This is a genomic window from Cupriavidus sp. UYPR2.512 (assembly GCF_000379565.1).
Lineage (GTDB): Bacteria > Pseudomonadota > Gammaproteobacteria > Burkholderiales > Burkholderiaceae > Cupriavidus.
Genome location: NZ_KB902998.1, coordinates 1 through 22,801, shown reverse-complemented (window position 1 = coordinate 22,801; position 22,801 = coordinate 1). Strand labels below are relative to the sequence as shown.

Annotated in this window: 24 protein-coding genes; 16 read left to right on the top strand and 8 right to left on the bottom strand. The window is 66.7% G+C overall.

The genetic code is table 11. From position 1 onward, the window contains the following. Positions 1 to 10: 10 nt before the first annotated feature. Complete coding sequence (locus A3A5_RS0116895) at positions 11 to 922, bottom strand: YihY/virulence factor BrkB family protein (protein WP_018311726.1); 912 nt, start codon at positions 920 to 922, stop codon at positions 11 to 13. 61 nt (positions 923 to 983) lie between these two features. After that, positions 984 to 1,931, bottom strand: a complete 948-nt coding sequence (locus A3A5_RS0116890) for a LysR family transcriptional regulator (protein ID WP_026200848.1) — start codon at positions 1,929 to 1,931, stop codon at positions 984 to 986. A 154-nt stretch (positions 1,932 to 2,085) separates the two neighbouring features. Here A3A5_RS0116890 and gtdA point away from each other — a divergent pair, with 154 nt between their 5' ends. From gtdA to A3A5_RS0116865, 5 genes are all read left to right on the top strand, one after another. Then, a complete protein-coding gene (gtdA, locus tag A3A5_RS0116885) occupies positions 2,086 to 3,132 on the top strand; it encodes a gentisate 1,2-dioxygenase (protein WP_018311724.1) in 1,047 nt (348 codons plus the stop codon). A 95-nt stretch (positions 3,133 to 3,227) separates the two neighbouring features. Continuing rightward, positions 3,228 to 3,926: a fumarylacetoacetate hydrolase family protein gene (locus tag A3A5_RS0116880; protein WP_018311723.1), complete on the top strand. Its 699-nt coding sequence runs from the start codon at positions 3,228 to 3,230 to the stop codon at positions 3,924 to 3,926. A gap of 32 nt (positions 3,927 to 3,958) precedes the next feature. Beyond that, complete coding sequence (gene maiA / locus A3A5_RS0116875; protein ID WP_018311722.1) at positions 3,959 to 4,600, top strand: maleylacetoacetate isomerase; 642 nt, start codon at positions 3,959 to 3,961, stop codon at positions 4,598 to 4,600. A 28-nt stretch (positions 4,601 to 4,628) separates the two neighbouring features. Beyond that, complete coding sequence (locus tag A3A5_RS0116870) at positions 4,629 to 5,843, top strand: 3-hydroxybenzoate 6-monooxygenase (RefSeq protein ID WP_018311721.1); 1,215 nt, start codon at positions 4,629 to 4,631, stop codon at positions 5,841 to 5,843. A gap of 109 nt (positions 5,844 to 5,952) precedes the next feature. Continuing rightward, positions 5,953 to 7,293 carry an aromatic acid/H+ symport family MFS transporter gene (locus tag A3A5_RS0116865; protein ID WP_018311720.1) on the top strand — a complete coding sequence of 447 codons (1,341 nt, stop codon included), beginning with the start codon at positions 5,953 to 5,955 and terminating at the stop codon, positions 7,291 to 7,293. 137 nt (positions 7,294 to 7,430) lie between these two features. Here A3A5_RS0116865 and A3A5_RS0116860 read toward each other — a convergent pair whose 3' ends face one another. Then, on the bottom strand, positions 7,431 to 8,102 hold the full coding sequence (locus tag A3A5_RS0116860) for a GntR family transcriptional regulator (protein WP_018311719.1): 672 nt from the start codon (positions 8,100 to 8,102) through the stop codon (positions 7,431 to 7,433). 380 nt (positions 8,103 to 8,482) lie between these two features. Between A3A5_RS0116860 and A3A5_RS0116855 the strand changes: the two genes are divergently transcribed. From A3A5_RS0116855 to A3A5_RS0116805, 11 genes are all read left to right on the top strand, one after another. After that, a complete protein-coding gene (locus tag A3A5_RS0116855; protein ID WP_018311718.1) occupies positions 8,483 to 9,430 on the top strand; it encodes an IclR family transcriptional regulator in 948 nt (315 codons plus the stop codon). Positions 9,431 to 9,478: 48 nt separating this feature from the next. After that, positions 9,479 to 10,192: a TRAP transporter small permease subunit gene (locus tag A3A5_RS0116850; RefSeq protein ID WP_232431371.1), complete on the top strand. Its 714-nt coding sequence runs from the start codon at positions 9,479 to 9,481 to the stop codon at positions 10,190 to 10,192. Then, complete coding sequence (locus A3A5_RS0116845) at positions 10,189 to 11,496, top strand: TRAP transporter large permease (RefSeq protein ID WP_018311716.1); 1,308 nt, start codon at positions 10,189 to 10,191, stop codon at positions 11,494 to 11,496. The genes A3A5_RS0116850 and A3A5_RS0116845 overlap by 4 nt, the downstream gene beginning before the upstream one ends. 16 nt (positions 11,497 to 11,512) lie before the next feature. After that, a complete protein-coding gene (locus A3A5_RS0116840; RefSeq protein ID WP_018311715.1) occupies positions 11,513 to 12,595 on the top strand; it encodes a TRAP transporter substrate-binding protein in 1,083 nt (360 codons plus the stop codon). A gap of 24 nt (positions 12,596 to 12,619) precedes the next feature. Beyond that, a complete protein-coding gene (locus tag A3A5_RS0116835; RefSeq protein WP_018311714.1) occupies positions 12,620 to 14,050 on the top strand; it encodes an amidase in 1,431 nt (476 codons plus the stop codon). Then, positions 14,047 to 14,811 (top strand): 2-keto-4-pentenoate hydratase, encoded by a 765-nt coding sequence (locus tag A3A5_RS0116830; protein ID WP_018311713.1) that lies wholly within the window; start codon positions 14,047 to 14,049, stop codon positions 14,809 to 14,811. Before A3A5_RS0116835 ends, A3A5_RS0116830 begins: the two co-directional genes overlap by 4 nt. A gap of 241 nt (positions 14,812 to 15,052) precedes the next feature. Next, positions 15,053 to 15,472, top strand: coding sequence for a DUF1801 domain-containing protein (locus A3A5_RS0116825; protein ID WP_018311712.1), 420 nt, complete (start codon positions 15,053 to 15,055; stop codon positions 15,470 to 15,472). A 156-nt stretch (positions 15,473 to 15,628) separates the two neighbouring features. Then, positions 15,629 to 16,609: an ABC transporter substrate-binding protein gene (locus tag A3A5_RS0116820; RefSeq protein ID WP_018311711.1), complete on the top strand. Its 981-nt coding sequence runs from the start codon at positions 15,629 to 15,631 to the stop codon at positions 16,607 to 16,609. Positions 16,610 to 16,878: 269 nt separating this feature from the next. After that, positions 16,879 to 17,877 carry a taurine ABC transporter substrate-binding protein gene (gene tauA / locus A3A5_RS0116815; protein ID WP_018311710.1) on the top strand — a complete coding sequence of 333 codons (999 nt, stop codon included), beginning with the start codon at positions 16,879 to 16,881 and terminating at the stop codon, positions 17,875 to 17,877. Positions 17,878 to 17,962: 85 nt separating this feature from the next. Next, positions 17,963 to 18,739, top strand: a complete 777-nt coding sequence (locus A3A5_RS0116810) for a taurine ABC transporter ATP-binding protein (RefSeq protein ID WP_018311709.1) — start codon at positions 17,963 to 17,965, stop codon at positions 18,737 to 18,739. A 10-nt stretch (positions 18,740 to 18,749) separates the two neighbouring features. Next, positions 18,750 to 19,625, top strand: coding sequence for an ABC transporter permease subunit (locus A3A5_RS0116805; protein WP_018311708.1), 876 nt, complete (start codon positions 18,750 to 18,752; stop codon positions 19,623 to 19,625). A 174-nt stretch (positions 19,626 to 19,799) separates the two neighbouring features. Here A3A5_RS0116805 and A3A5_RS0116800 read toward each other — a convergent pair whose 3' ends face one another. The 5 genes from A3A5_RS0116800 to A3A5_RS0116780 form a co-directional block, all read right to left on the bottom strand. Continuing rightward, positions 19,800 to 20,063, bottom strand: a complete 264-nt coding sequence (locus tag A3A5_RS0116800) for a hypothetical protein (RefSeq protein ID WP_018311707.1) — start codon at positions 20,061 to 20,063, stop codon at positions 19,800 to 19,802. A gap of 65 nt (positions 20,064 to 20,128) precedes the next feature. After that, positions 20,129 to 20,392: a hypothetical protein gene (locus A3A5_RS0116795; protein ID WP_018311706.1), complete on the bottom strand. Its 264-nt coding sequence runs from the start codon at positions 20,390 to 20,392 to the stop codon at positions 20,129 to 20,131. A gap of 275 nt (positions 20,393 to 20,667) precedes the next feature. Further along, positions 20,668 to 21,636: a 4-hydroxy-tetrahydrodipicolinate synthase gene (gene dapA / locus A3A5_RS0116790; protein WP_018311705.1), complete on the bottom strand. Its 969-nt coding sequence runs from the start codon at positions 21,634 to 21,636 to the stop codon at positions 20,668 to 20,670. Next, a complete protein-coding gene (locus A3A5_RS0116785) occupies positions 21,623 to 21,979 on the bottom strand; it encodes a hypothetical protein (protein WP_026200847.1) in 357 nt (118 codons plus the stop codon). The genes dapA and A3A5_RS0116785 overlap by 14 nt, the downstream gene beginning before the upstream one ends. A 142-nt stretch (positions 21,980 to 22,121) precedes the next feature. Beyond that, on the bottom strand, positions 22,122 to 22,801 hold a 680-nt coding region (locus A3A5_RS0116780; protein WP_018311703.1), incomplete at its 5' end, for a TorF family putative porin.

Sequence of the window (22,801 nt, the reverse complement as noted above, 5' to 3'; positions counted from 1 at the left end):
GCCGCGGCGCTCAGGTATGGAATTCCTCCGGTTCCGCGCGCGCCGGCTTGCTTTCCCACCCGCCGCGCTCGAACTCCGCGATCACCTGTGCCCCCAGCAACAGCAAGGTCGCCGCGATCTCCAGGCTCAGCAGCACCACGATCGCCGTGGTCAGCGAGCCGTAGACCCGGCTGACCTGCGACAGCGTGGTGAAGTACCACACCAGCACATGGCGCGAGATCTCCCACAGCATGGCCGCAATCACCGCGCCGCATACCGCATGCCGCAGCGATAGCCGCCCCACCGGCATGACCAGGTAGATCGAGGTCAGCAACAGGATCTCGCCGGCAAAGCCAAGCAGGTAGAGCAGGGTGGTGGACAACCGGTCGAGCGACCAGTCATGGCCGAGCACCGCCACATGCCGCTCGCCGATGGCCAGCAGGGCGCCGGAGACCACTGTGACCAGCAGCAGGCCCAGGCTCAGCACCGCGATGTAGCAGTAGGGCAGCATTGCGGACACCAGAAAATGCCGCCGGCGGATTGCCACACGGTGCTCGAAGATCACCGACATGGCGTTCTCCAGCACGGTGAAAGCCAGCGAACTGAAAAACAGCATGGTGGCCAGCAGCACCCAGCCAACGGTGCCCCGGTTGCGCAGGAAACTGCCCAGCTCACCGACCAGTGCCGGCGACTGCCCCGGCACCACCCACTCCAGGTAGCGCGCCAGCGTGGACAGCAGCAGGTCCGGAGCAACCACGTGGGACAGCGCAATCACCATCAGGATCAACAGCGGCACGATCGACAGCAGCGCGTAGTACGCCACCGCGCCGGCCAGCAGCAGGCCCTGGTTGGCGCGGAACTGCCTGAGCGTTTGCCAGGCGAAGCGCCCCGGATGGCGGAGCAGGTCGCGGACGCGGGCGTCTGGGGGCTGCATGGCGGACATCGGAGAGGAGGGGTTCCGCCATTATGCGGCTATCGGCGCTGGTATGGCGGGGTCGGGGCGGCTAGGCAGGGAATTCGGTCGGCACGGCCGGTGCCTGTTCCGCCCCGGCCGCCCGGCGCAAACACTCCAGCATTGCCATCACCGCCGCGCGCGACAGCCCGTCCTCGCGCCAGTACATCGACACCGAGCCGAACCCCGCCAGCCGCAGCGGCACGATGCGCAGCGCGCCCAGTTCTTCGAGCCGCCGTGCGGTGCGGTGCGAGGCCAGGCCGACCATGTCGCTGTTGTTGAACAACGTGAGATTCAGCACGGTGGAATTGCTCTCCACGCAATCGGCCGGCAGGGCACGCTCGGCGCTGGCCAGCGCGCCTTCCAGCGCATTGCGGATGGGCGTGCCGCGCGGCCACACTACCCAGCGGTAGCGGTACAGGTCGTCCCAGCCGATGCGCCCGCCCTGCAGCAGTGGATGGCGCGGCCGGGCGACGAAGTGGATCGGCTCCATGTAGAGCGATTCGGTGCGCATCTGCGCGTCCTGCAGCTCGGGGGCCGAGCGGCCCACCACGATATCCAGCTCGCTGTGTGCCAGCTGGCTCATCAGCCGGTCCATGGTCGTTTCCACCAGCCGTACGCTGGCGCGGGGCATCTGCTGCAGCAATTGCAGCGCTGCCAGCGGCACGGTATCTGCCGCCGACGCGCCCGACGTCCCCACCACCACAATCCCGCTGCCGCCGTCGCGCATGGCCTGCAGGTCGTCGCGCGCGGTATCCAGCTGGGCCTCGATCCGGCGTGCATGCTCTATCAGCGACTCGCCATAGGGCGTGGGCCGCAGCCCGCGCGCCTGGCGCTCGAACAGTGGCAGCCCGATATCGTCCTCCAGGTCCTTCAGCCATTTGGAAAGACCCGGCTGGGTCGTGTTCAGCATGGCCGCGGACTGGCTCATATTGCCGGTCTCGGCCAGGCTCAGCAGCATCTGCAGGTTGCGCAGCCGCAATCTCTGGGTCCAGTCCATGGGGCTACCTATATAAAAAATCGTATCGATAAGATGAAAAGTTCATTTCAAATCTTATAGGGCCGGGCGTATAACGACAACAAGACGGTGCGCATCGACACAGGCACCCGCGAGGAGCGCTCCCCAAAGCACCCGCAAAAGTAACGGAGACAGTATGTCCGAGCACACCCCAGACCCGGCCCGCGTGGCCTATTACGAAGAAATCGGCCGCAGCCACATGACCCCGTTGTGGGAGTCGCTGCACGCGCTGGTGCCGCCGCAACCGCGGCCGCAGATCGTTCCCGCCATCTGGAAGTACGCCCAGATCCGCCCGCTGGTGATGCAGGCCGGCAGCGTCATCAGCGCCGAGGAAGCGGTGCGCCGCGTGCTGGTGCTGGAGAACCCGGGTATTCCCGGCAAGTCCAGCATCACCTCCACGCTGTACGCCGGCCTGCAGCTGATCCTGCCGGGCGAGGTCGCGCCCAGCCACCGCCATACCCAGTCCGCGCTGCGCTTTATCGTCGAAGGCAAGGGCGCCTGGACCGCGGTCAACGGCGAGCGCACCACCATGCATCCCGGCGACTTCATCATCACGCCGTCGTGGACCTGGCATGACCATGGCAACCCTGCCGTCGAAGACGGCGGCGAGCCGGTGGTGTGGCTGGACGGGCTGGATATCCCGCTTGTGCAGCAGTTCGATGCCGGGTTTGCCGAGAACTACCCGGAAGCCCAGCAACCCGTGACCCGGGCCGAGGGCGACAGCCTTGCCCGCTTCGGGCACAACATGGTGCCGGTGCGGCACCGCGTGACCGATCCCACTTCGCCGGTCTTCAGCTACCCGTATGAGCGCTCGCGCGAGGCGCTGGACCAGCTCTACCGCAACGGCGAGCTCGATGCCTGGGACGGCGTCAAGCTGCGCTATATCAACCCGGCCACCGGCGGCTGGCCGATGCCGACCATCGCCACCTTCATGCAGTACCTGCCGGCGGGCTTCCAGGGCAAGACCTACCGCAGCACCGACGCCACCATCTACAGCGTGGTGGAAGGGCGCGGCACGGTGCGCATCGGCGACGACCAGTTCCAGTTCGAGCCGCGCGATATTTTCGTGGCCCCGTCGTGGGCGCCGGTGCAGTTGGGAGCGCTGGAAGACGCGGTGCTGTTCAGCTATTCCGACCGGCCCGTGCTGTCCGCGATGAACCTGCTGCGCGAAGCGCGCACCTGAGCATCCCGCAACCCTGATCCGATCCGCCCCGGGCGGTGCCTGCGCGCACGGCCTGCGGCTCCCGCTTACCTGACGATTTCCGGAAACCTCGAACCATGTCCTACGTCTTCACGCCTCCCGCCACCGTTGCCATCCCCGTTGCCGGCAGCGACGACCAGTTTGCCGTGCGCCGCGTCTACTGCGTGGGCCGCAACTACGCCGCCCATGCCCGCGAGATGGGCTTCGATCCTGACCGCGAGCCGCCGTTCTTCTTCTGCAAGCCGGCGGATGCCATCGTGCCGGTACCGGCCGGCACCACGCTGGAGCTGCCTTACCCCGCGCAGACGCAGAACTACCACTATGAAGCCGAGCTGGTGGCCGTGATCGGCAAGGCCGGTGCGGATATTCCCGTCGAACAGGCGCTCGACCACGTGTGGGGCTATGCCGCCGGACTCGACATGACGCGCCGCGACCTGCAGATGAAGATGCGCGAGATGGGCCGCCCGTGGGAAATCGGCAAGGCCTTCGACGCCTCGGCCCCGGTGGCGCCGATCCACCGCGCCACTGACATCGGGCATCCACAGCAGGCCGGCATCTGGCTGACGGTCAACGGTGAAACGAAGCAGCGCAGCGATGTGTCGCACCTGATCTGGTCGGTGGCCGAGACCGTGGCCTGCCTGTCGCAGTTCTTCCGGCTGGAGCCGGGTGACGTGATCTTCACCGGCACGCCGGAGGGCGTGGGCGCGGTCAAGGCGGGCGACACCATGGTCACCGGCGTCGACGGTCTGGGCGAACTGACCGTGCGCGTGGTCTGAGCGCGCGCAGCGCAGCACACAGGCAACCGATCATGCAGCTCTATAGCTTCTTCAACAGCTCCACGTCGTACCGGGTGCGCATCGCGCTGGCCCTGAAAGGCCTGCCGTACGACTACGTGCCCGTCAATATCCGCACCGGCCAGCATCGCGAGGCGGAGTACGTCGACGGCATCAACCCGTCCGCCTCCGTGCCAGCGCTGGTGGATGAAAATTTCACGCTGGGCCAGTCGTTCGCGATCATCGACTACCTGGACGCGCGCCACCCCGAGCCGCGCCTGATCCCGCAAGACCCGGCGCAGCGCGCGCGGGTACTGGAACTGGCCACGCTGATCGGCTGCGACATCCACCCGGTCAACAACCTGCGCGTGTTGCGCTACCTGCAGGGCGTGCTGAAGGTGACGCCCGAACAGAAGGACGCGTGGTACCGCCACTGGATCGACGAAGGCATGGCCGGCGTGGAACGCCTGCTGGCGCTGCACGGACATGGCCGGTGGTGCTTCGGCAATGCGCCGACGCTGGCCGACATCACGCTGGTGCCGCAGGTGGCCAATGCGCTGCGCATGGGCTGCGACCTGGGCCGGTACGAGCGTGCGATGGCTGTGTACGCCCATGCCAGCGCCCATCCGGCCTTTGCGCAAGCCGCGCCAGCGCGCCAGCCCGACTACACCGCCTGACGCCACACGCGCAGGCCAGGAGACAAGCATGAGCAGCACTCATAACGCGACCGGCAAGGTCCTGATCATCGGCGGCGGCATCGGCGGCCTGGCCGCGGCGCTGGCGCTGGCGCGCCAGGGCATCCGCATCGAACTGCTGGAGCAGGCCGAGCAGATCGGTGAAATCGGCGCGGGCATCCAGCTGGCCGCCAACGCCTTTGCCGCACTGGATGCGCTGGGCGTAGGCGAAGCTGCGCGCAGCCGCGCCGTCTTTACCGACTACCTCAGCCTGCGCGATGCGATCGACGCCAGCGTGATCGCTGAAGTCGACGTGGGCCAGGCGTACCGCGCGCGCTTCGGCAACCCGTATGCGGTGATCCATCGCGCCGATATCCACCTGTCGATCTTCGAGGCGGTGCAGAACCACCCCCTGATCACGTTCCGCACCAGCACGCGTGTCGAGCAGTTGCTGCAGGATGAACATGGCGTGACCGTGATCGACCAGCATGGCGAGCACCATCGCGGCGACGCGGTGATCGGCTGCGACGGCGTCAAGTCCGCGATCCGCCAGGCCTTGATTGGCGATGAGCCGCGCGTCACCGGCCATGTCGTGTATCGCGCCGTGGTCGACGTCGTCAACATGCCGCAGGACCTGCAGGTCAATGCGCCGGTGGTGTGGGCCGGCCCGCATTGCCACCTGGTGCACTACCCGCTGCGCGGCGGCCAGCAATACAACCTGGTGGTGACCTTCCACAGCCGCGAAGCGGAAACCTGGGGCGTGCGCGATGGCAGCAAGGCAGAAGTGCTGTCGTACTTCGAAGGCATCCATCCGCTGCCGCACCAGATGCTGGACCGGCCCACTTCCTGGAAACGCTGGGCCACCGCCGACCGCGACCCGGTCGAGCGCTGGAGCTTCGGCCGCGCCACCATCCTGGGCGATGCCGCGCATCCGATGACGCAGTACGTGGCGCAGGGCGCCTGCCAGGCGCTGGAAGATGCCGTCACGCTGGGCGCCGCGGTGCAGGCTGCGGGCGGCGATTTCGAGGCGGCGTTCAAACTGTACGAGCAGGCGCGCATCCCCCGCACCGCCCGCGTGCTGTACGCCGCGCGCGACATGGGCCGGGTCTACCACGCCAGGGGCGTGGACCGGCTGGTGCGCAACAGCCTGTGGACTGGCCGCACGCAGGCGCAGTTCTACGACGCGCTGCAATGGCTGCATGGCTGGCGTGCCGACAAGTGCCTGAGCACCACGCCGTGGCTGTAAGCCGCTGACGCAGCCATTCTTCGCAGTCGATCCGAAACGATCTGGCGGCCGCCCATAAGGCCGCCGGGCGTGATTCGCCCCTAATCCTGGCATCAAGGAGGAGACAACCATGCCTGCCAGCCAACCCCTGAACGTCACCGCGTTCATTGACCGCCAGCCGCTGTCAGCGTTCCAGGTGAGCATCGTCGTGCTGTGCTTCCTGATCGTTGCGGTCGATGGCTTCGATACCGCGGCGATCGGCTTCATCGCACCAGCCATCCGCGCGGAATGGCAGTTGACGCCGGCCCAGCTGGCGCCGCTGTTCGGCGCCGGGCTCGGCGGCCTGATGGTCGGCGCCTTCCTCTTCGGCCCGCTGGCCGACCGCTTCGGCCGCAAGGGCGTGCTGGTGCTGTCGGTGCTGTTCTTCGGTGCCGCCAGCCTGGCCTCGGCCTGGTCGCCTGACCTGTGGACGCTGGTGCTGCTGCGCTTCCTGACCGGCCTGGGCCTGGGCGGGGCCATGCCCAACGCCATCACGCTGACCTCGGAGTTCTGTCCGGACAAGCGGCGCTCGTTCCTGGTCACGACCATGTTTTGCGGCTTCACGCTTGGCTCGGCTGTCGGCGGCCTGGCTTCCGCCGGGCTGATCGACGCCTTTGGCTGGCGGTCGGTGCTGGTGGCCGGCGGGGTGATGCCGCTGGGGCTGGCGGCGCTGCTGCTGTGGCTGCTGCCGGAATCGGTGCGCTACCTTGTGCTGGCCGGCAAGCAGCGCGAACGCATCGTCGCCACGCTGCAGAAGATCGCGCCGCAAGCCGACCTGCGCGACGCCACCTTCGTGGTCGGCGAACAGCGCAGCACCAGCTCGCCCGTGCGGCACCTGTTCCGGCCCGAGCTGCTGCGGGGCACGCTGCTGTTCTGGCTGACGTTCTTCATGAGCCTGCTGGTGATCTACCTGTTGTCCAGCTGGCTGCCGACGCTGCTGCGCACTACCGGCCATTCGCTGCGCACGGCCGCGCTGGTGACAACCATGTTCCAGGTCGGCGGGACGGTGGGGGCGATTGCGCTGGGTTGGCTGATGGACCGGATCAATCCGCACTATGTGCTGGCGTCCAGCTATGCGCTGGCGGCGCTTGGCATTGCGGCGGTGGGCAGCTTTGCTTCCGAGCCGGTGGCTGCGGGGATGGCGGTGTTCCTTGCGGGTTTCTGCATCTCAGGGTCGCAGGTGGGTGCGAATGCGCTGTCTGCCAGCTTCTATCCGACGGACTGCCGTGCCACAGGCGTGAGCTGGGCCAACGGCGTGGGCCGGATGGGGTCGGTGGTGGGGTCGGTCGGCGGGGCGACCATGTTGTCGATGGGCCTGGGCATGCCGGCGTTGTTTGCGTTGATTGGCGTGCCGGCGCTGATCGCAGGGTTGTCGATGTTCTCGTTGGGGATGGTCAGGCGCGAGAGGGCGGTGGAGCGGCTGGCAGTCTGAAGGCGGGGCGGTGGCAGGAGCCATTGCTGAGGGGGAGGTGCAAGGCCCGACGCTCTCCCCCTCGGCGCCACGGCTGTTCCCGTCGCTGTGTCGTCACAGTCGGGATGAAGCCCGCCCAGCTGCGCGGCACCGGGCCATCAGCCGAACACCGCCTCCCAGTCGACATCGCCCTTGTCGCGCGGCCCGAGGTTCAGTTCGCGTTCCACGTGGTCCAGGTGCGCGAGCATCCGGGCGCAGGCGGTAGCGGCATCGCCGGCCTCGATCGCATCGACGATGCCGGAGTGTTCGTCATCGGGGCAGGCCGGCGCATTTGGCGCGTTGTAGAGCGCGATGATCAGGCAGGTGAGCGGGCAAAGCTCCCCCATCAGCTTGATGAAAAAACTGTTGCCGCCCAGTTCTGCCAGCAGCATGTGGAATTCGCCCGTGAGCTTGATCAGGGTGCGATGGTCGTTAGCCGCGCGGGCGCGGGCCTCCTTGGCCAGGTGTTGGCGCAGTCGGCGCAGCTCGGCCTTGCCGGCGCGCGCGACCACATTGCAGACAATGTCACGTTCGACTACGCGGCGCGCCGCGAACAAGTCTTGTGCTTCCTGTACCGAAGGACTGGTGACATAGGCGCCGCGGTTCGGATGCAGCTGCACCAGTCCTTCCTTGGCCAGGACCGTCAAGGCTTGCCGAATCTTCGTCCGGCTGACACGAAAAGCCAGTGCGAGCCGTTCCTCGGCCAGCTTCATGCCAGGTGCAACGCGGTGCTCCATGATGGCCTGGCTGATGCGTTCCGCAATGGACGGCGCCTCTGCTTTTGCGGCCATGCTGTGCTGGGTCGTCAACGTTATCCGCTCGATAGGTGGGGGCTCTGGGATGCTGGTGAAAGCAATCCAGATGCCAGGCAACGGCTGCCAATATTGTATACAGGTTAAAACGGCCAGCCCACAAGAGCCAGTGCAAGAAAACAAGGGATTTCCCTCTTCGTGTGTCGGCCGTTGGGCGAGATATTCTTAATGGCTTCCATCATGGTTGTACACAATCTTGTGCACTAAAGTCGGGCGAGGGGCGGGGGCGGAGTCAGTGCATGTGGCCCGGCGGCGGTGCGTGCGGGCCAGATGCCCATGTCCAGCGCGGGCCAGGCCCGTGACCGGGCAATGGCCCGGAACTTGCGTCCGCGTGCGGCAACGCAAGCAAGGGGACTCACATGGCAGGCACCACGACCAGGACAAGGGAGGCCAGGAAGGAAGCCGCGGCGCGCGCGGTGGCGCCGGCTGCCAGTGCCGACCCTCCGTCAAGGGAAGGGCGGGAGTGCCGGGACGGCGACAGCACGGTCCAGTCCCTGACGCGCGCGCTCCAGCTGATCGAACTGTTGTCCGATGACGACGAGGGCTACCGGCTGGTAGATCTGGCGGCACGCAGCGGCCTGTCTACGTCGACCGTCCATCGCCTGCTGACCACGCTGGAGCAGCGCCAGTTTGTCCAGTTCGATCGCGAGCGCAGCCTGTGGTACGTGGGCGTGCGCTGTTTCTCGGTGGGTGCCGCTTTCGCCCGCCGGCGCCGTATCAGCGAACTTGCCCTGCCGGTGATGCACCGCTTGAGCACGCTGTCCGGGGAGACCGTCAATCTGGGCGTGGCCAGCGACGGGCAGATTGTTTTCGCCTGCCAGGCAGAGGGCCCCCACGGCAGCCGCGCGCTGGCCAGGCCGGGCCAGCGCGCGCCGCTGCATGGCACAGCCATGGGCCAGGCGGTGCTGGCCGCCAGGAGCGAGCCCGACGTGCTGCAATACCTGCGCACCTTTGGCCTGCCGCGCCTGACCAACAACACCATTGCGCGCCCCTCGCGTCTGCATGAGACCCTGGCCGAAGTGCGCCGGCGCGGCTATGCGGTGGACGACGAGCAGAATGCGGTCGGCCTGTGCTGCATTGCTGCTGCCATTAGTGACGAGCACGGCCGGCCCTTCGCCGCGGTCTCGCTGGCCGGTTCCAGCCAGCGCATCGTGCGTGCCCGCTTCGATGAGCTTGGCGCGTGGGTGCGTTGGGCTGCCACAGAGATCAGCGCTGCCTACGGCGGGCGCTGCACCCGGGTGCCCTGCCCGCTGCCAATGCCCGCAGCGTCTTTGCCTTTCCACGCGGGTGCGCCGGAAAGCTGTTGATTCCTAAGGGTTTATTCAAGACGTTCCGGCGTGCGGGAAAGCTGCCGCGTGGGTCTGGCCATGCGCTTCAATGGAAGCAATGTCACCACCGGCCCCCGCACCATGAAGACCCTGCTTGCCGATACCCCCTGGAGCCGACGGCTTGCCGCCGGCATTGACCGTATCGCCATCCTGTGCGGATGGTGGCTGATGGTGCTGTCGGTGGCGACCTGCATCGAAATGCTGGGGCGCAAGCTGGGTGGCTTCAGCTTGCAGGGCATCGATGAAATCGGCGGCTATACCTACGCCATCCTTGGCACGTGCGGCTTTGCCTACACGCTGGTCGGGCGCGGCCATACCCGGGTTGACTTCCTGCTGGCGCGCTTTCCCGTCAAGGTGCGGGCTGTGCTCAACCTGCTGGCGATGCTGAGCCTGGGTGCCGTGGCCGGACTCTGCCTCTGGCGCGCGGGCCATGTGCTGGTGGACACCATCGACCTGCACAGCACCGCGTCCACGCCGCTTGCCACGCCCCTGTGGATGCCCCAGGCCTTGTGGCTGGCAGGCTATGCCCTGTTTGCACTGGTGGCGGCCTGCGCTGCCTGGCACGCGATGCAGTTGCTGGTGCGGGGCGACTGGGCCCGCCTGAACAGCCAGTTCGGGCCGCAGACCCTGGCCGAGGAGATCGAGGCGGAGGCAGACATCCGCGTTGCCACCGCGCCCCCTGACGGCAATGCCGCGGGCCAGGGCAAGGCTGAAGGCAAGAGCGAAGGAGCGGCAGCATGATCGGTCCCATTGAAATCCTGCTCGGGCTGTGCCTGATGATGGGGCTGATGTTCCTCGGCTTTCATGTGGCCACGAGCATGCTGGTGGCGGGCGTGGCCGGGGCGCTGGTCTATTTCGGCATGCCCGCGATCGACGCATTGGGCGAACAGTTGTGGGCGGCCGGCGAGGACTACCTGCTGCTGTCGATCCCGCTCTATATCCTGCTGGGCGAGATCCTGATGCGCGGTGGCGCGACCGACAAGATGTACCAGTCGCTCGGCGACTGGCTGAACCGCCTGCCGGGCGGTCTGCTGCATACCAATATCGGTGCCTCGGCATTGTTCTCGGCGGTTTCCGGATCATCGGTGGCCACCGCGGCGACGATTTCCACGGTCGCGCTGCCGTCCTTCCGCAATCGCGGCTACGACCAGCGCATGGTGCTGGGCTCGATCGCGGCCGGCGCCAGCCTGGGCAACCTGATCCCGCCCGGCGTGGCCTTCATCATCTACGGCTCGATGACCAATACCTCGGCGGCGCGGCTGTATGTGGCGGGCGTGCTGCCCGGGGCCATCATGACCGTGCTCTTCCTGGCCACGATCCTGCTGATCTGCCTGTGGAAGCCCGCGGCGGGCGGCCCGCGCGAGGCCCGTGTGCCGTGGCTTGCCAGGGTGCGCAACTCGCGCCACCTGGCGGGCCCGCTGCTGGTGTTCACCGTGGTGATGGGCAGCATCTACACCGGCTGGGCGACGGTCACCGAAAGCGCCGCGCTCGGCGTGCTGGTGTGCCTGCCGGTGGCGGCCGCCTACGGCAAGCTCAGCATCGCCATGCTGCACGATTGCTTCCGCTCCACGTTGCGCCTGACCGCGATGACCGCGCTGATCCTGGTGGCCGCGCTCTACCTGAACTTCGTGCTCTCCATGCTGGGTGTGCCGCAGGCGCTGGCCGGCCTGATGAAGCAGGTGGACGTGTCACCGGTGGTGTTGCTGTGGCTGCTGGCAGCCCTGTACCTGGTGCTGGGCATCGCGCTGGAGACCATGCCGATGCTGGTCGGCACGGTCCCGGTCGTCTTCCCGATCGTGCAGGCGGCCGGCATCGATCCCGTGTTCTTCGGGGTGTTCATCGTACTGATGTGCGAGATCTCGCTGATCAGCCCGCCGATCGGCATGACGCTCTACGTGATACAGGGCGTGCGCGGCGAAGGATCGATCAATGACGTCTTCCAGGGCACGCTGCCGTTCTTTGCCGCCATGGTGGTGATGACCGCCGTGCTGATTCATTTCCCGGCGATTGCCACGTACCTGCCAAACCTGATGTTCGGCCATTGACCTGCAAGGAAATTCCATGAATGCCAAACGAATCGCCGGCGCGCTGATCGCGGCCGCCCATGTCGCCTGCGTTGCCGCCGTGCTGCTGCCGGGCACTGCCCAGGCACAGCCGGCCCAACCCGCTCAGCAAACGAAGCTGCGGGTGGCCGGCAACCTCGTCGCGACCGGCCTGATCCAGCAGAACAGGGAGCAGCCCTTTTTCGAGAATTTCGCCAGGAACACCGGCCTGCCGATCGATGCCGACTACAAGCCGATGGATGTGCTCGGCATCAAGGATTCTGACGGCTTGCGCGTGCTCCGCTCCGGCCTGTTCGACATCGTCAGCCTGCGCCTGGCCCAGGTCTCGCGCGATGAGCCGTTCTTCCTCGGCCCGGACATCGTTGGCCTGAGCACCGATTACGGCTCGGCCAGCAAGGCCGTGGATGCCTACCGCAATGCCTTTGACAAGCGCCTGCAGGAACGCTACGGCGCCAAGTTGCTCGGGATCTGGCCGTTCGGGCCGCAGGTGGTCTTCTGCAAGTCGCCGATTGGCGGCCTGGCCGACCTGAGGGGCAAGAAGGTGCGCGTCTACGATCAGTCCCTGGCCAAGTTCATCGAAAAGCTCGGCGGCATTCCGGTGACGATCCCCTTCGGCGAGACCCAGCAGGCGCTTGAGCGCGGCGTCACCGATTGCGCGATCACCGGCCCGAGCTCGGCGAACACGGCAGGATGGCCCGAGGTTACCTCGTACTTCATGCCAGTCGGCTTCCAGATCGCGCTCAATGCCTACGCCATCAAGCTCAGCCGGTGGAACGCGCTGCCGCCCGAGCAGCAGGCGCGCCTGGCCGAGGCCTTCCAGCGTTTCGAGCGCGATACCTGGTCCTATTCGCGCGAGTTGTTCGAGGATGCCTCGCGCTGCAACGTCGGCAAAGAGCCGTGCAAGACCGGCAAGAAATTCGCTATGAAGGAGGTGCCCGTGCGCGCGGCCGACCTGCAGCTGGTGCGCGACGCGCTGACCACGGTCTCGCTGCCGACCTGGACCGAGGTCTGCGACAAGTCCTACCCGCAATGCTCGGCCATCTGGAAGCAGACCATCGGGCCGCTGGTCGGGCTCAGGTGAACACTGAGGACGGCGGAGACGACGATGGAAGATCTTTGGAAACTGCCGGCACATGCGCTCACTGACGGCTACGCCGCCGGCCGCTTCACGCCGCAACAGGCGCTGGCGTCCTGCCTGGCGCGCACGGCGCACTGCAATCCGGCGCTCAACGCCGTGATCGCACTTGATCCTGAAGGCGCCATGGCGGCGGCGCAGGAGAGCACCACGCGCTGGCGCTGCGGCGCGCCGCTTGGCGCGCTCGACGGTGTGCCGGTCACCGTCAAGGACAACCTGCACGTGCGCGGCCTGCCCACGCATTGGGGCAGCCGCGCGCTGGCGGGCTTCGTCCCCGACCGCGACGAACTGCCGGTGGCGCGCCTGCGCGAGGCCGGGGCGCTGATCTTCGGCAAGACCAATGTGCCGGAGTTCGCCATGCAGGGTTATACCGACAACCTCGTCTTCGGCACAACCGGCAATCCCTGGCAGCCGGCGCTGACGCCGGGCGGGTCTTCCGGCGGTGCCGTGGCGGCGGTGGCATCGGGCTGCTGCCCGCTTGCACTGGGCACCGACGGCGGCGGCTCGATCCGGCGCCCGGCCTCGCATACCGGGCTGGTGGGCTTCAAGCCGTCGCCCGGCCGGCTGCCGCGCGGCGGCGGGCTGCCCGAGATCTTCATGCGCTATGAAGTGGTCGGCCCGCTGGCCCGCTGCATGGCCGATGCGATGGCCATGGCCGAGGTGCTGGGCCAGCCCGACCCGCGCGATCCCGATTCCCGGCGCTTTGCCCGCGTGCCGCTGGATATGCCGCCGCGGCCATGCCGGGTCTTGCACGTGCCGCGCTTCGGCGATCATCCGGTGGATGCGCGCATCGCTGCCTTGACCGGGCAGGCAGCGCAAGGCCTGCGTGAACTTGGCCACACGGTGGAAACCGCGCAGGCGTTCGAGCTGGCTGACGCGGCCAATGCCAAGTGGTCGCTGTTGTCGCAGGCCGGCCTGGCCTGGCTGGTGGAGCAGGGCGGTGCGCAACTGCCGTTCTGTCCGCCGCTCGATGCGGGCACGTTCGGTGCGGCCACGCAGGCCAATGCCTCGGCTGGCGCAGGCCTGCGTGCCGTGCAGCTGTTTGATTTGCTGATGGCCGTGGAGCGTCTGCGCAGCGAGCTTTCCATGCTGTTCGCACGCTACGACCTGCTGCTGACGCCCGCCGCGGCGGCATTGCCATGGCCGGCCGCGCAGTCGCACCCGCCTGTGATTGAAGGCCGCGAGGTCGGTCCCCGTGGCCATGCGATATTCACCGCATTTGCCAATGCTGCCGGGCTGCCCGCGATCTCGTTGCCATGCGGTGAGGCAGAGGGCCTGCCGGTTGGCATCCAGCTGGTGGCTGCGCCGGCCGAGGATGCGCTGCTGCTGGCAATCGCGCGCCAGTTCGAACAGGCCTTCCCGAGGCCGCCTGGATTCCCGCGCGACGGGCAGGGCCGATGAAGACCCTGGTTGTGCCAGGTACGCCCGCGGCGCTCGCGCAGCGGCTCTGCGTCGCGCGCGAGCGTGGCGAGCGGGTCGATCCGGCACTGTTGCTACCGCTTGCGCGTGGCGGCAGCTACGCCGTGCAGGATGCCACGCTTGCCATGATCGGCCCCATTGGCGGCTGGAAGGTCGGTGCGAGGGGGCCGGGCCAGGAACCCGCCTGTGCGCCGCTGCCGGCGGCCGGCCTGCTGCCGGACGGCGTGGCCCTGCGGGGGCCGGCCTGGCGCCTGCGCGGCATCGAGGTAGAAGTTGCCTTTGTGCTTGGCGCCAGCCTGCCGCCGCGCGGCCAGCCTTATGGGCGCCCGGATATCGAGGCCGCGCTGGCGCTGGTGGTGCCGGCCATTGAAATCGTGGAAAGCCGCCTGGAGGACTGGCTGGGGGCCGGCAGCGACGCGCAGCTGGCCGACCTGCTCAGCCATGGCGCACTGGTGACAGGGCGTCCCGCGCCGTTCGCGCGCGAATGGCTGCACCTGGGCGCGCTGGAGGCCACGCTGCGGTTTGGCCGGCGCACCGTGGCGCATACCGTCGGCGGGCACCAGAGCCCTGATATCGGCGCGCTGCTGGTCTGGCTGGCGAACCACTGCGCCGCGCGCGGGGCAGGGCTGAAAGCCGGGCAAGTGGTGACCACCGGCACCTGCACCGGGCTGCTCTTTGCCTCGGCCGGAACCCGCGTCAGCGCCGGGATCGAAGGGCTGGGGACGCTTGCGGCCTGGTTCTGAGCGCAGCGGCTTACGGAACCCAGCCAGGCAGCTCCGATGCCTGCCGGATCCAGCTTGTTACACGCTAGCCACCTGACAGGCAGGCCAAGTCGACCCGAGCAGACATGGCCGCTGACGGCAGTGCCTGAAGCACAACAAGCGGGCTATGCTAACCTGCTGAAACGGATCGGGCAATGAACCAGGGATCGCCTGAAATGCTCTCTGTCATTGTCGAACGGACCATTCGAGGAACAAGGATCCAATGAATCCATCGGAACGTATCGACGAGCTGATCGCAGGACTCACTGACTGGCGTGGCAAGACGTTGGCCTGCCTCCGCAAGACCATCCTCGAGGCCGATGGCGAGATCATCGAGGAATGGAAATGGATGGGGAGCCCGGTGTGGTCGCGCGACGGCATGATCGCGGTCGCCAACGCGCACAAGGAGAAGGTGAAGATCACCTTCACCAACGGGGCGAGCCTGCCGGATCCTGACAAGCTCTTCAACGCCGGCCTCGGCGGCAACAAGTGGCGCGCGATCGATCTCTTCGAAGGCGACAAGATTGACGTGCGTGCCGTGAAGAATCTGATCCGTGCCGCGATTGCGTTCAATCAGAGCAAGTTGAAGAAGAAGGCGCCGCCCGCGGCTACCCGGGCGAAAGTACAAGCGCGTAAAGAGTAACGGGGCGCGAAGCGTCCTGAAGCGCGGGCGCGTGCCTGAGCTTCGTAACGAACGTCCAGGCCGGCATGCTACACGCATATGGAATGCCGGTTTTCTTCGTTGGCTTTCGCGTGCTGCACGCGTACGTTCGTGGGTTTTCATCTCCCCGCGAATGCCATGACCGCATCCCGACGACAGTTCCTGCGCCAGGGCGCCGCCGCCACGGCCGCGCTCGCCTCCGGCCCCATCCTTTCCTTCACCACCTTCGCCACCGGCAATGCGCATGCGCAGGGGCGCCCGGTCCTGAAAGCCGGCGACCAGAAGGGCGGCCTGCGCGCGCTGCTCGAGTCCGCCAGCGCGCTCGAGGGCCTGGGCTACGACATTCAATGGACCGAGTTCCCTGCCGCGGCACCCCTTGCCGAGGCGCTGAACGCGGGCGCGGTCGACAGCGGCCCGATCGGCGATGCCCCGGCGATCTTCGCGCTGGCGGCCGGCACGCGGATCAAGCTGATCGGCGCAAACCGCTCTGACCCCTACGGCACGGCAATCCTGGTGCGGCCCGACTCGCCGCTGCGGCAGGCAGCCGACCTGAAAGGCAAGAGCATTGGCACGAACCGTGGCTCGATCGGGCACCTGGTGACGCTCAAGGCGCTGGCATCCGCGGGGCTGAAGCCGGAGGACGCCAATCTCAGCTTCCTGCCGCCGGCGGATGCCAAGCTCGCGTTGAGCAGCGGCTCGGTGGATGCGTGGGCGACCTGGGAACCCTATACCGCGATGGCGGAAACCAGCGGCCACGCGCGCGTGCTGGTCAGCGGACGCGGGCTGTGGTCCGGCCTCAGCTATCTGGCGGCCACCGATGCCGCGCTGGCGACCAAGCGTGTGGTGCTGCAAGATTTCCTGCGCCGGGTGGTGCGTGCGCAGCAGTGGTCCTACCAGCACGTGCCGGAATTCTCGGCGACGCTCGCACGCATCATCGGGATCCCCCCGCAGGCGGCACGGCTGCAGTTCGAGCGGCGGCACACGCAATGGCGGAGCATTGATGCCGAACTGGTGGCCGAGCAGCAGCGCACGGCGGACTTCTACCAGAAAGCGGGATTGCTCAAGCAACGGCTCGATGTGCGGCAGACCTTCGACTTGGGGTTCTCCCTTACCGCCTGACTGCCGCGGGCGGCGTCAGGCCGTGCCCTGAGACCTTCCACGGCCTCGGGAAGCGCCTCCGGCACGACCATGGCCGCGTCGGCGGCCGCTAAGGATTTCCATGATTGACGCCGCCCCGCGCCAGCGCATTTCACGGCCTGGCGCGGCCTGCGCCCACGCGGCCCGTTCTGGTCCCAGCGAATCCGGGCAACTGGTCCTATAGGCCCGGAATGGCGCTCACCTATAAAGCCGTGACCCCCAAACATATTTCCCTTCCGAGGAGCACAACCATGCGGTGGATCAAGCAGATAGCGACGTATTTCGCCCTGGTGGCCGCGCTGGCGCCAGCCGCGCACGCCCAGAGCAAGAATGTAGTGATTGCTTACCAGGACATGGTGGTGCCCTGGCGCTACGCGCAGGACATGAAGGAACTGGAAAAGCAGACCGGCTACACGGTTTCGTTCCGCCAGTTCGGCGGTGGCGGGGATGTGATCCGCGCCATGGCTTCGGGCCAGATCGCCATTGGCGAGGCCGGCACTTCGCCGATTGCGTCGGCGCTGTCGCAAGGGCTGGATGTTGAACTGTTCTGGATCCTGGACGACATCAACGCGGCCGAGGCGATGGTGGCGCGCAATGGCAGCAAGATCGCCAGCGTCGCCGACCTGAAGGGCAAGCGCGTCGGCGTGCCCTTCGTGTCGACCACGCACTACCACACGCTGGTCGCACTGGAGCGCGCCAAGATCAATCCGAAGGACGTCCGCATCGTCAACATGCGGCCGCCCGAGGTAGCCGCCGCCTGGGAGCGCGGCGATATCGACGCCACCTTTATCTGGGACCCGGTGCTGGCCAAGCTCAAGCAGTCAGGTACCGTGCTGATGACCTCCGGCCAGATTGCCGCCGACACCGGCAAGGCCACCTTCGACGGCATGATCGCCAACAAGAAGTTTGCCCGTGAAAACCCGGAGTTCATGGTCAAGCTGGTGCGCGTGCTGGCCGCAGCCGATGACAACTACCGCAAGAACAAGGCGTCATGGACCCCCGATTCGCCCATGGTGAAGGCGGTGGCCAAGATGTCTGGCGCCAAGGCCGAGACGGTACCCGCGAGCATGGCGCTGTACGCCTTCCCCACGCTGCAGGAGCAGGTGTCGGAGCGCTGGCTGGGCGGCGGCGCGGCGCGCGCGCTGCAGTCCGCGGCGCAGTTCCTCAAGGAGCAGGGCACCATCCAGACGGTCTTGCCGGACTATGGCCCGGGCGTCAACGCGGAATGGGCAAAGCGGGCGTTGCGCTGACGCCGCGCCCATAGCGCTGAAGATGGCCGCCGCGCGCAAGCCAGTCCGGCGCGGCCGCCCCGAAGGTCCTTTGCGGAAGCCCATCATGTACAAGCTTGAAATCGATAATCTCAGTGTCAACTATGGCGTCGCGGGCGGCGCCAAAACGCTGGCCCTGTCGCAAGTCAACCTCACCATGGAGCGCGGCGATTTTGTCGTGGCGCTCGGTGCCTCGGGCTGCGGCAAGACCACCTTGCTGTCGTGCATCGCCGGCTTCATGGAACCGTCGGAAGGCGAGATCCGGCTGTCCGGCAAGGTGGTGCGCGGGCCGGGGGCCGAACGCGGCGTGGTGTTCCAGAAGCACGCCCTGATGCCGTGGCTCAGCGTGGCAGACAACGTCGCGCTGGGATTGCGCCTGCGTGGCGTGCCACGCGCCGAGCGGCTGCGGGTCGCGCAAGAGAAGCTGGCCGCGGTCGGGCTGGAAGACGTCGCCAGCAAGCCGGTCTATCAGCTCTCGGGCGGCATGCAGCAGCGCGTCGGAATTGCCCGCGCGCTCGCCTGTGATCCGGCGGTGATGCTGATGGACGAGCCGCTTGGCGCGCTCGACGCGCTGACGCGCGAATCGATCCAGGCGCTGATTCTCAAGCTCTGGGCCAAGGAACAGAAGATTGTTTTCTTTATCACGCACAGCGTGGAAGAGGCGCTGTTCCTGGCCACGCGGCTGATTGTCATGACGCCGTCGCCTGGCCGCATCGCGCACACCTATGAATTGCCGTTCGCGCGGCGCTTCATCGAATGCGGGGACGCCCGTGCAGTCAAGGCCGACCCGGAGTTCATCCGCTATCGCGAAGAGATCATTGACCTGATCCATGCCACCGCCTGAGGAACACGAGATGCCCGCTTCCGTCCAACGCATCGAACCCACGCCGCGCGCCGCAAAGGGCGCCGCGGCCGGGGCCAGCCAGCAAATGAAGACCGTCTCGGGCTACCGCCTGCCCGGCGAGGGGTCAAGTTCACGCATCTCCACCATCACCGTGGTCCTGCTGCTCGCGCTGTGGTGGCTGGCCAGCCACCTGCGCTGGCTGCCGCCGCTGTTCCTGCCCACGCCTGAGTCCATCGTCACCGCCTTTATCGATGCCTGGCAGGGCAACCTGCAAGGCGGCCAGCCGCTGACTGAGCATTTCGCGGCCAGCATGGTGCGCGTGTTCGGTGCCTTCGGGCTGGCAGTGGTCACGGCGGTGCCGATCGGCGTGATGATGGGAGTGTCGCGCATCGCGCGCGGCGTCTTCGATCCGCCGATCGAGTTCTACCGTCCCCTGCCGCCGCTGGCGTACCTGCCGCTGATCGTGATCTGGTTCGGCATCGATGAGACCTCGAAGGTGCTGCTGATCTTCCTGGCCTGCTTCGCGCCGCTGGCAATGTCGGCCCAGGCCGGCGTGCGCTCAGTTACCATCGAGCAGATCAACGCGGCATACTCGATGGGTGCCACGCCGTGGCAGGTGGTCCGCCATGTGGTGATACCCGCCGCACTGCCCGATATCCTGACCGGGATGCGCATCGCCATCGGCTTCGGGTGGACCACCCTGGTCGCCGCTGAAATGGTGGCCGCGACCGCCGGCCTTGGCCAGATGGTGCTCAATGCCTCCAATTTCCTGCGCACTGACGTGGTGATCATGGGCATCGTGCTGATCGGGCTGATCGCCTACGTGTTCGACCTGCTGATGCGCAAGCTGGCGAAGGTCCTGGTGCCCTGGAAGGGCCGGATGTAAGGTCAGGGCGTAGCTCCCGGATCATCATCTTGGGGCACCCTCCCCAATGACCACGATGACCCGTTCAGACCTGGCCGGAGAAGGCAGTGGAAGATAGCGCGGGCGGTATCTTCCGCTGCGGACTCCAAGGTGCGTCGCCACCCGTTGAAGCGGGGGCGACGCATCTCGATCCTGTTACAGCGCGGCCACCTGGATACCGTTGCCGAAGTTCTGCATGGTGGGCATTTTCAGGCTGAGGTGCGTGCTCGCGTCGATCGTGTTCACGGTCGGCCCGACCTGCAAGCCGATGGTCGGGCTGGCAAAGCCGCCGCCGCCGACGACGTTCTGATAGTTGCCGCCGACAACAGAGTAGGCGCTGCCGCCGCGCACAGCGGACATGGTCTTGCCGTCCAGTTCCTGGTCGAACGGCAGATCCTTGATCATGAGGGTCGATTGCATGGTAAGTCTCCTTGGGGGTTCGGTTGAAGGGGAGTGCCGCCTTGGCGGGACTCCCGCATGCAGCGTTACAGCGTGGCCACCTGGGTGCCGTTGCCGAAGTTCTGCATGGTGGGGATCTTCAGGCTGAGGTGCGTGCTCGCGTCGATCGTGTTCACGGTCGGCCCGACCTGCAAGCCGATGGTCGGGCTGGCAAAGCCACCGCCGCCGACGACGTTCTGGGCGTTGCCGCCGACAACAGAGTAGGCGCTGCCGCCGCGCACGGCGGACATGGTCTTGCCGTCCAGTTCCTGGTCGAGCGGCAGATCCTTGATCATGAGGGTCGATTGCATGGTAAGTCTCCTTGGGGTTCGGTTGGGGGAGCACGTTGTTGCGCTCGAAGGGTATAGAGCATGGGGCGTGCCAGACCCGACAATAAAATCCATAACATATTGAAAAACAAAGGTTTTTCATGGACTGCTGGCACTTTCCGATCCCCGTCAGGCAGACCTTGTGTTGGGCGCGGGCAAACTCATTTCATGGCACTGTTGGCCAGACAAACACATATCAGGCGCCGGCCGCGACGCGATTCCGCCGGAGAGGCCAAAAGGCAAGGATGGCTAGCCTCTTATGCCGCCAGATGCTCATCCCGCGCCGCGGAAAGCGGAGGAAGAAGGGCCATGGCCTCTTCCAGCCTCTGGACCAACGCGGAACTTGCCGGCTGCAACGGCAGGCGGGTTTCCGGGGAAATCACGCCGGATAGCGCCAGGGCAGCTTTCACCGGTGCCGGATTCGGCTCGGCGAACATGAGCGAGATCAACGGCGCGAGCTTTGCGAACAACGCGCGGGCCGCGCGCCAGCGGCCGGTCTGGGCCAGATGCAGCAGGCGCACGAACAGGTCCGGACGAATATGCGAGGACGCGGCGATCACGCCGGCGCCACCTGCAAGCAGGTGATCCAACAGGGCCGCATCTTCGCCGCACAGCACGGTGACATGCGGATCGTTGCCAAGGGCCCGGAGACTGCCGGCGTCACACTCCTTGACCGCCGAGATCCGCGGTTGCGCAAGCAGCGATCGGATGAGCGCTGGCGACATCGCACAGCCAGTTCGCTTCGGCACGTTGTACAGCATCAGGGGGCGCTCGGTTGCGCGCGCCAGCTCATTGAAATGCCACACGATGCCGTCATCGGAGGGCCGCAGGTAGTAGGGCGGCGGCACCAGGTAGCCGGCAAGATCAAAGGCGTCCAGTTCGGCAACTTGCGCGCACACGGCGCGTGTATCGACCGCTCCGACGCCAGCCATCACCGGCAGCTCGCCATGGACGGCCTCTAGCACTGCCGCCGTGAAGGCTTGCCGCTCGTACGTGGAGAGCAGGCTTCCCTCGCCGGTCGTGCCCAATATGATCAGGCCGTTCACGCCTGCCTCGAGGTAATGCTCAGCCAGCCTGGCGGCCCCGGGCAGGTCCGGCGAGCCGCCGCGCATCGGCGTGACCATGGGCACCCAGATGCCCCATGGCGACTGGCGGGAAATCGCTGCGATACCGGTGCAGGCATGCACGGCGGCACCGGAGAAGCTCTCTTCCTCAGTGCGCCACATAGTCGTCTCCCAGGGCTGTCGTGACGCCGAACTCCGCGGCCGGGAATGCCGTCATGATGGCATGCATGGCCGCGTCGCGGTCCGTGCGTGCGATCGCCACGTGCAGCGTGGTTTCGCCGTGCCGGTAGTCCACATTCACCACATAGACGCGGGCCAGGTCACCGAGCGCCCTGTGCATGGTCTGCCGCAGGGCGAACACCTCGATGGATGCCACCGCAAGACGCATGCGGATCCAGGCCGGTGCCGGCTGGGAAACCGCGCGCAGTGCGGGCATGGTGGCTTTGCTGCTGCGCAGGGCGGTACGTCGGGGAACGGTATCAACGGCCAGGCTTGACTGTCGCATGATGGGTTGGACCCGCGCGGTAGCGGGTCGCGTGTTGGACATGGCTTTATGCTAGCCAGCGCGGTCTAAAATTGATGCAAGGATATTGGGCTTTGGCGTTAAATCCGCGTCAAAATCGGCGACGCTGGCAAAGCGCTCGCGCTCAGAACGTCTTCGTCAGCGAAGCCCAGGCCGCAGCCTTGCCGAGGTAGCGGCCCCGGTTGGCACTGGTGTAGGCCGATTCCTTGGCGTTGGTGTCCACGTAGGCCACCGCCAGCGCAAAGCCCTTGCCCAGGTCCTTGGTCAGGCCGATCTTCCAGTCGGTGTACGAGGCATTGCTGTTGTGCTTGACGTCCTGGTAGCCGACGTGCGCGTTCAGGGTCAGGTCCCAGAAGTTCAGCGGCACGTTGGCGCTCAGGTCGATGTAGCCGCTATTCTTGCTGTCGGCCCAGCCAAACAGGTTGGTGACCGCGTGCGAGTACTTGAGCATGACCGGGCCCCAGCCGATGCCGGCGTACAGTTCCGTGGTGTAAGGGCGCGGGTTGTTGTAGCCGCCCGGGTAGTAGTACTGGAGCACGCCCAGGTCATAGTTGAATTCGGTGCCGGCGACCTTGAAGGTGTTCTTGAAGCCGCCGTAGAAATCCATCTCGACCGGGGCCGANACCGCCGGGTTGGCATCCTCGAGCCAGCTGATGCTGGAGTTCCAGTTGCCCACGTAGAAGCCGCTTTCGTGGGCGTAGTCAAAGCCACCCTGGATAGCCGGGCGCAGGTTGGTCTGGCTGATGCCGCGATAGCGGTAGTCCGAGACCAGCGACACATTGGCCGTGAACGTATGCGGCGATG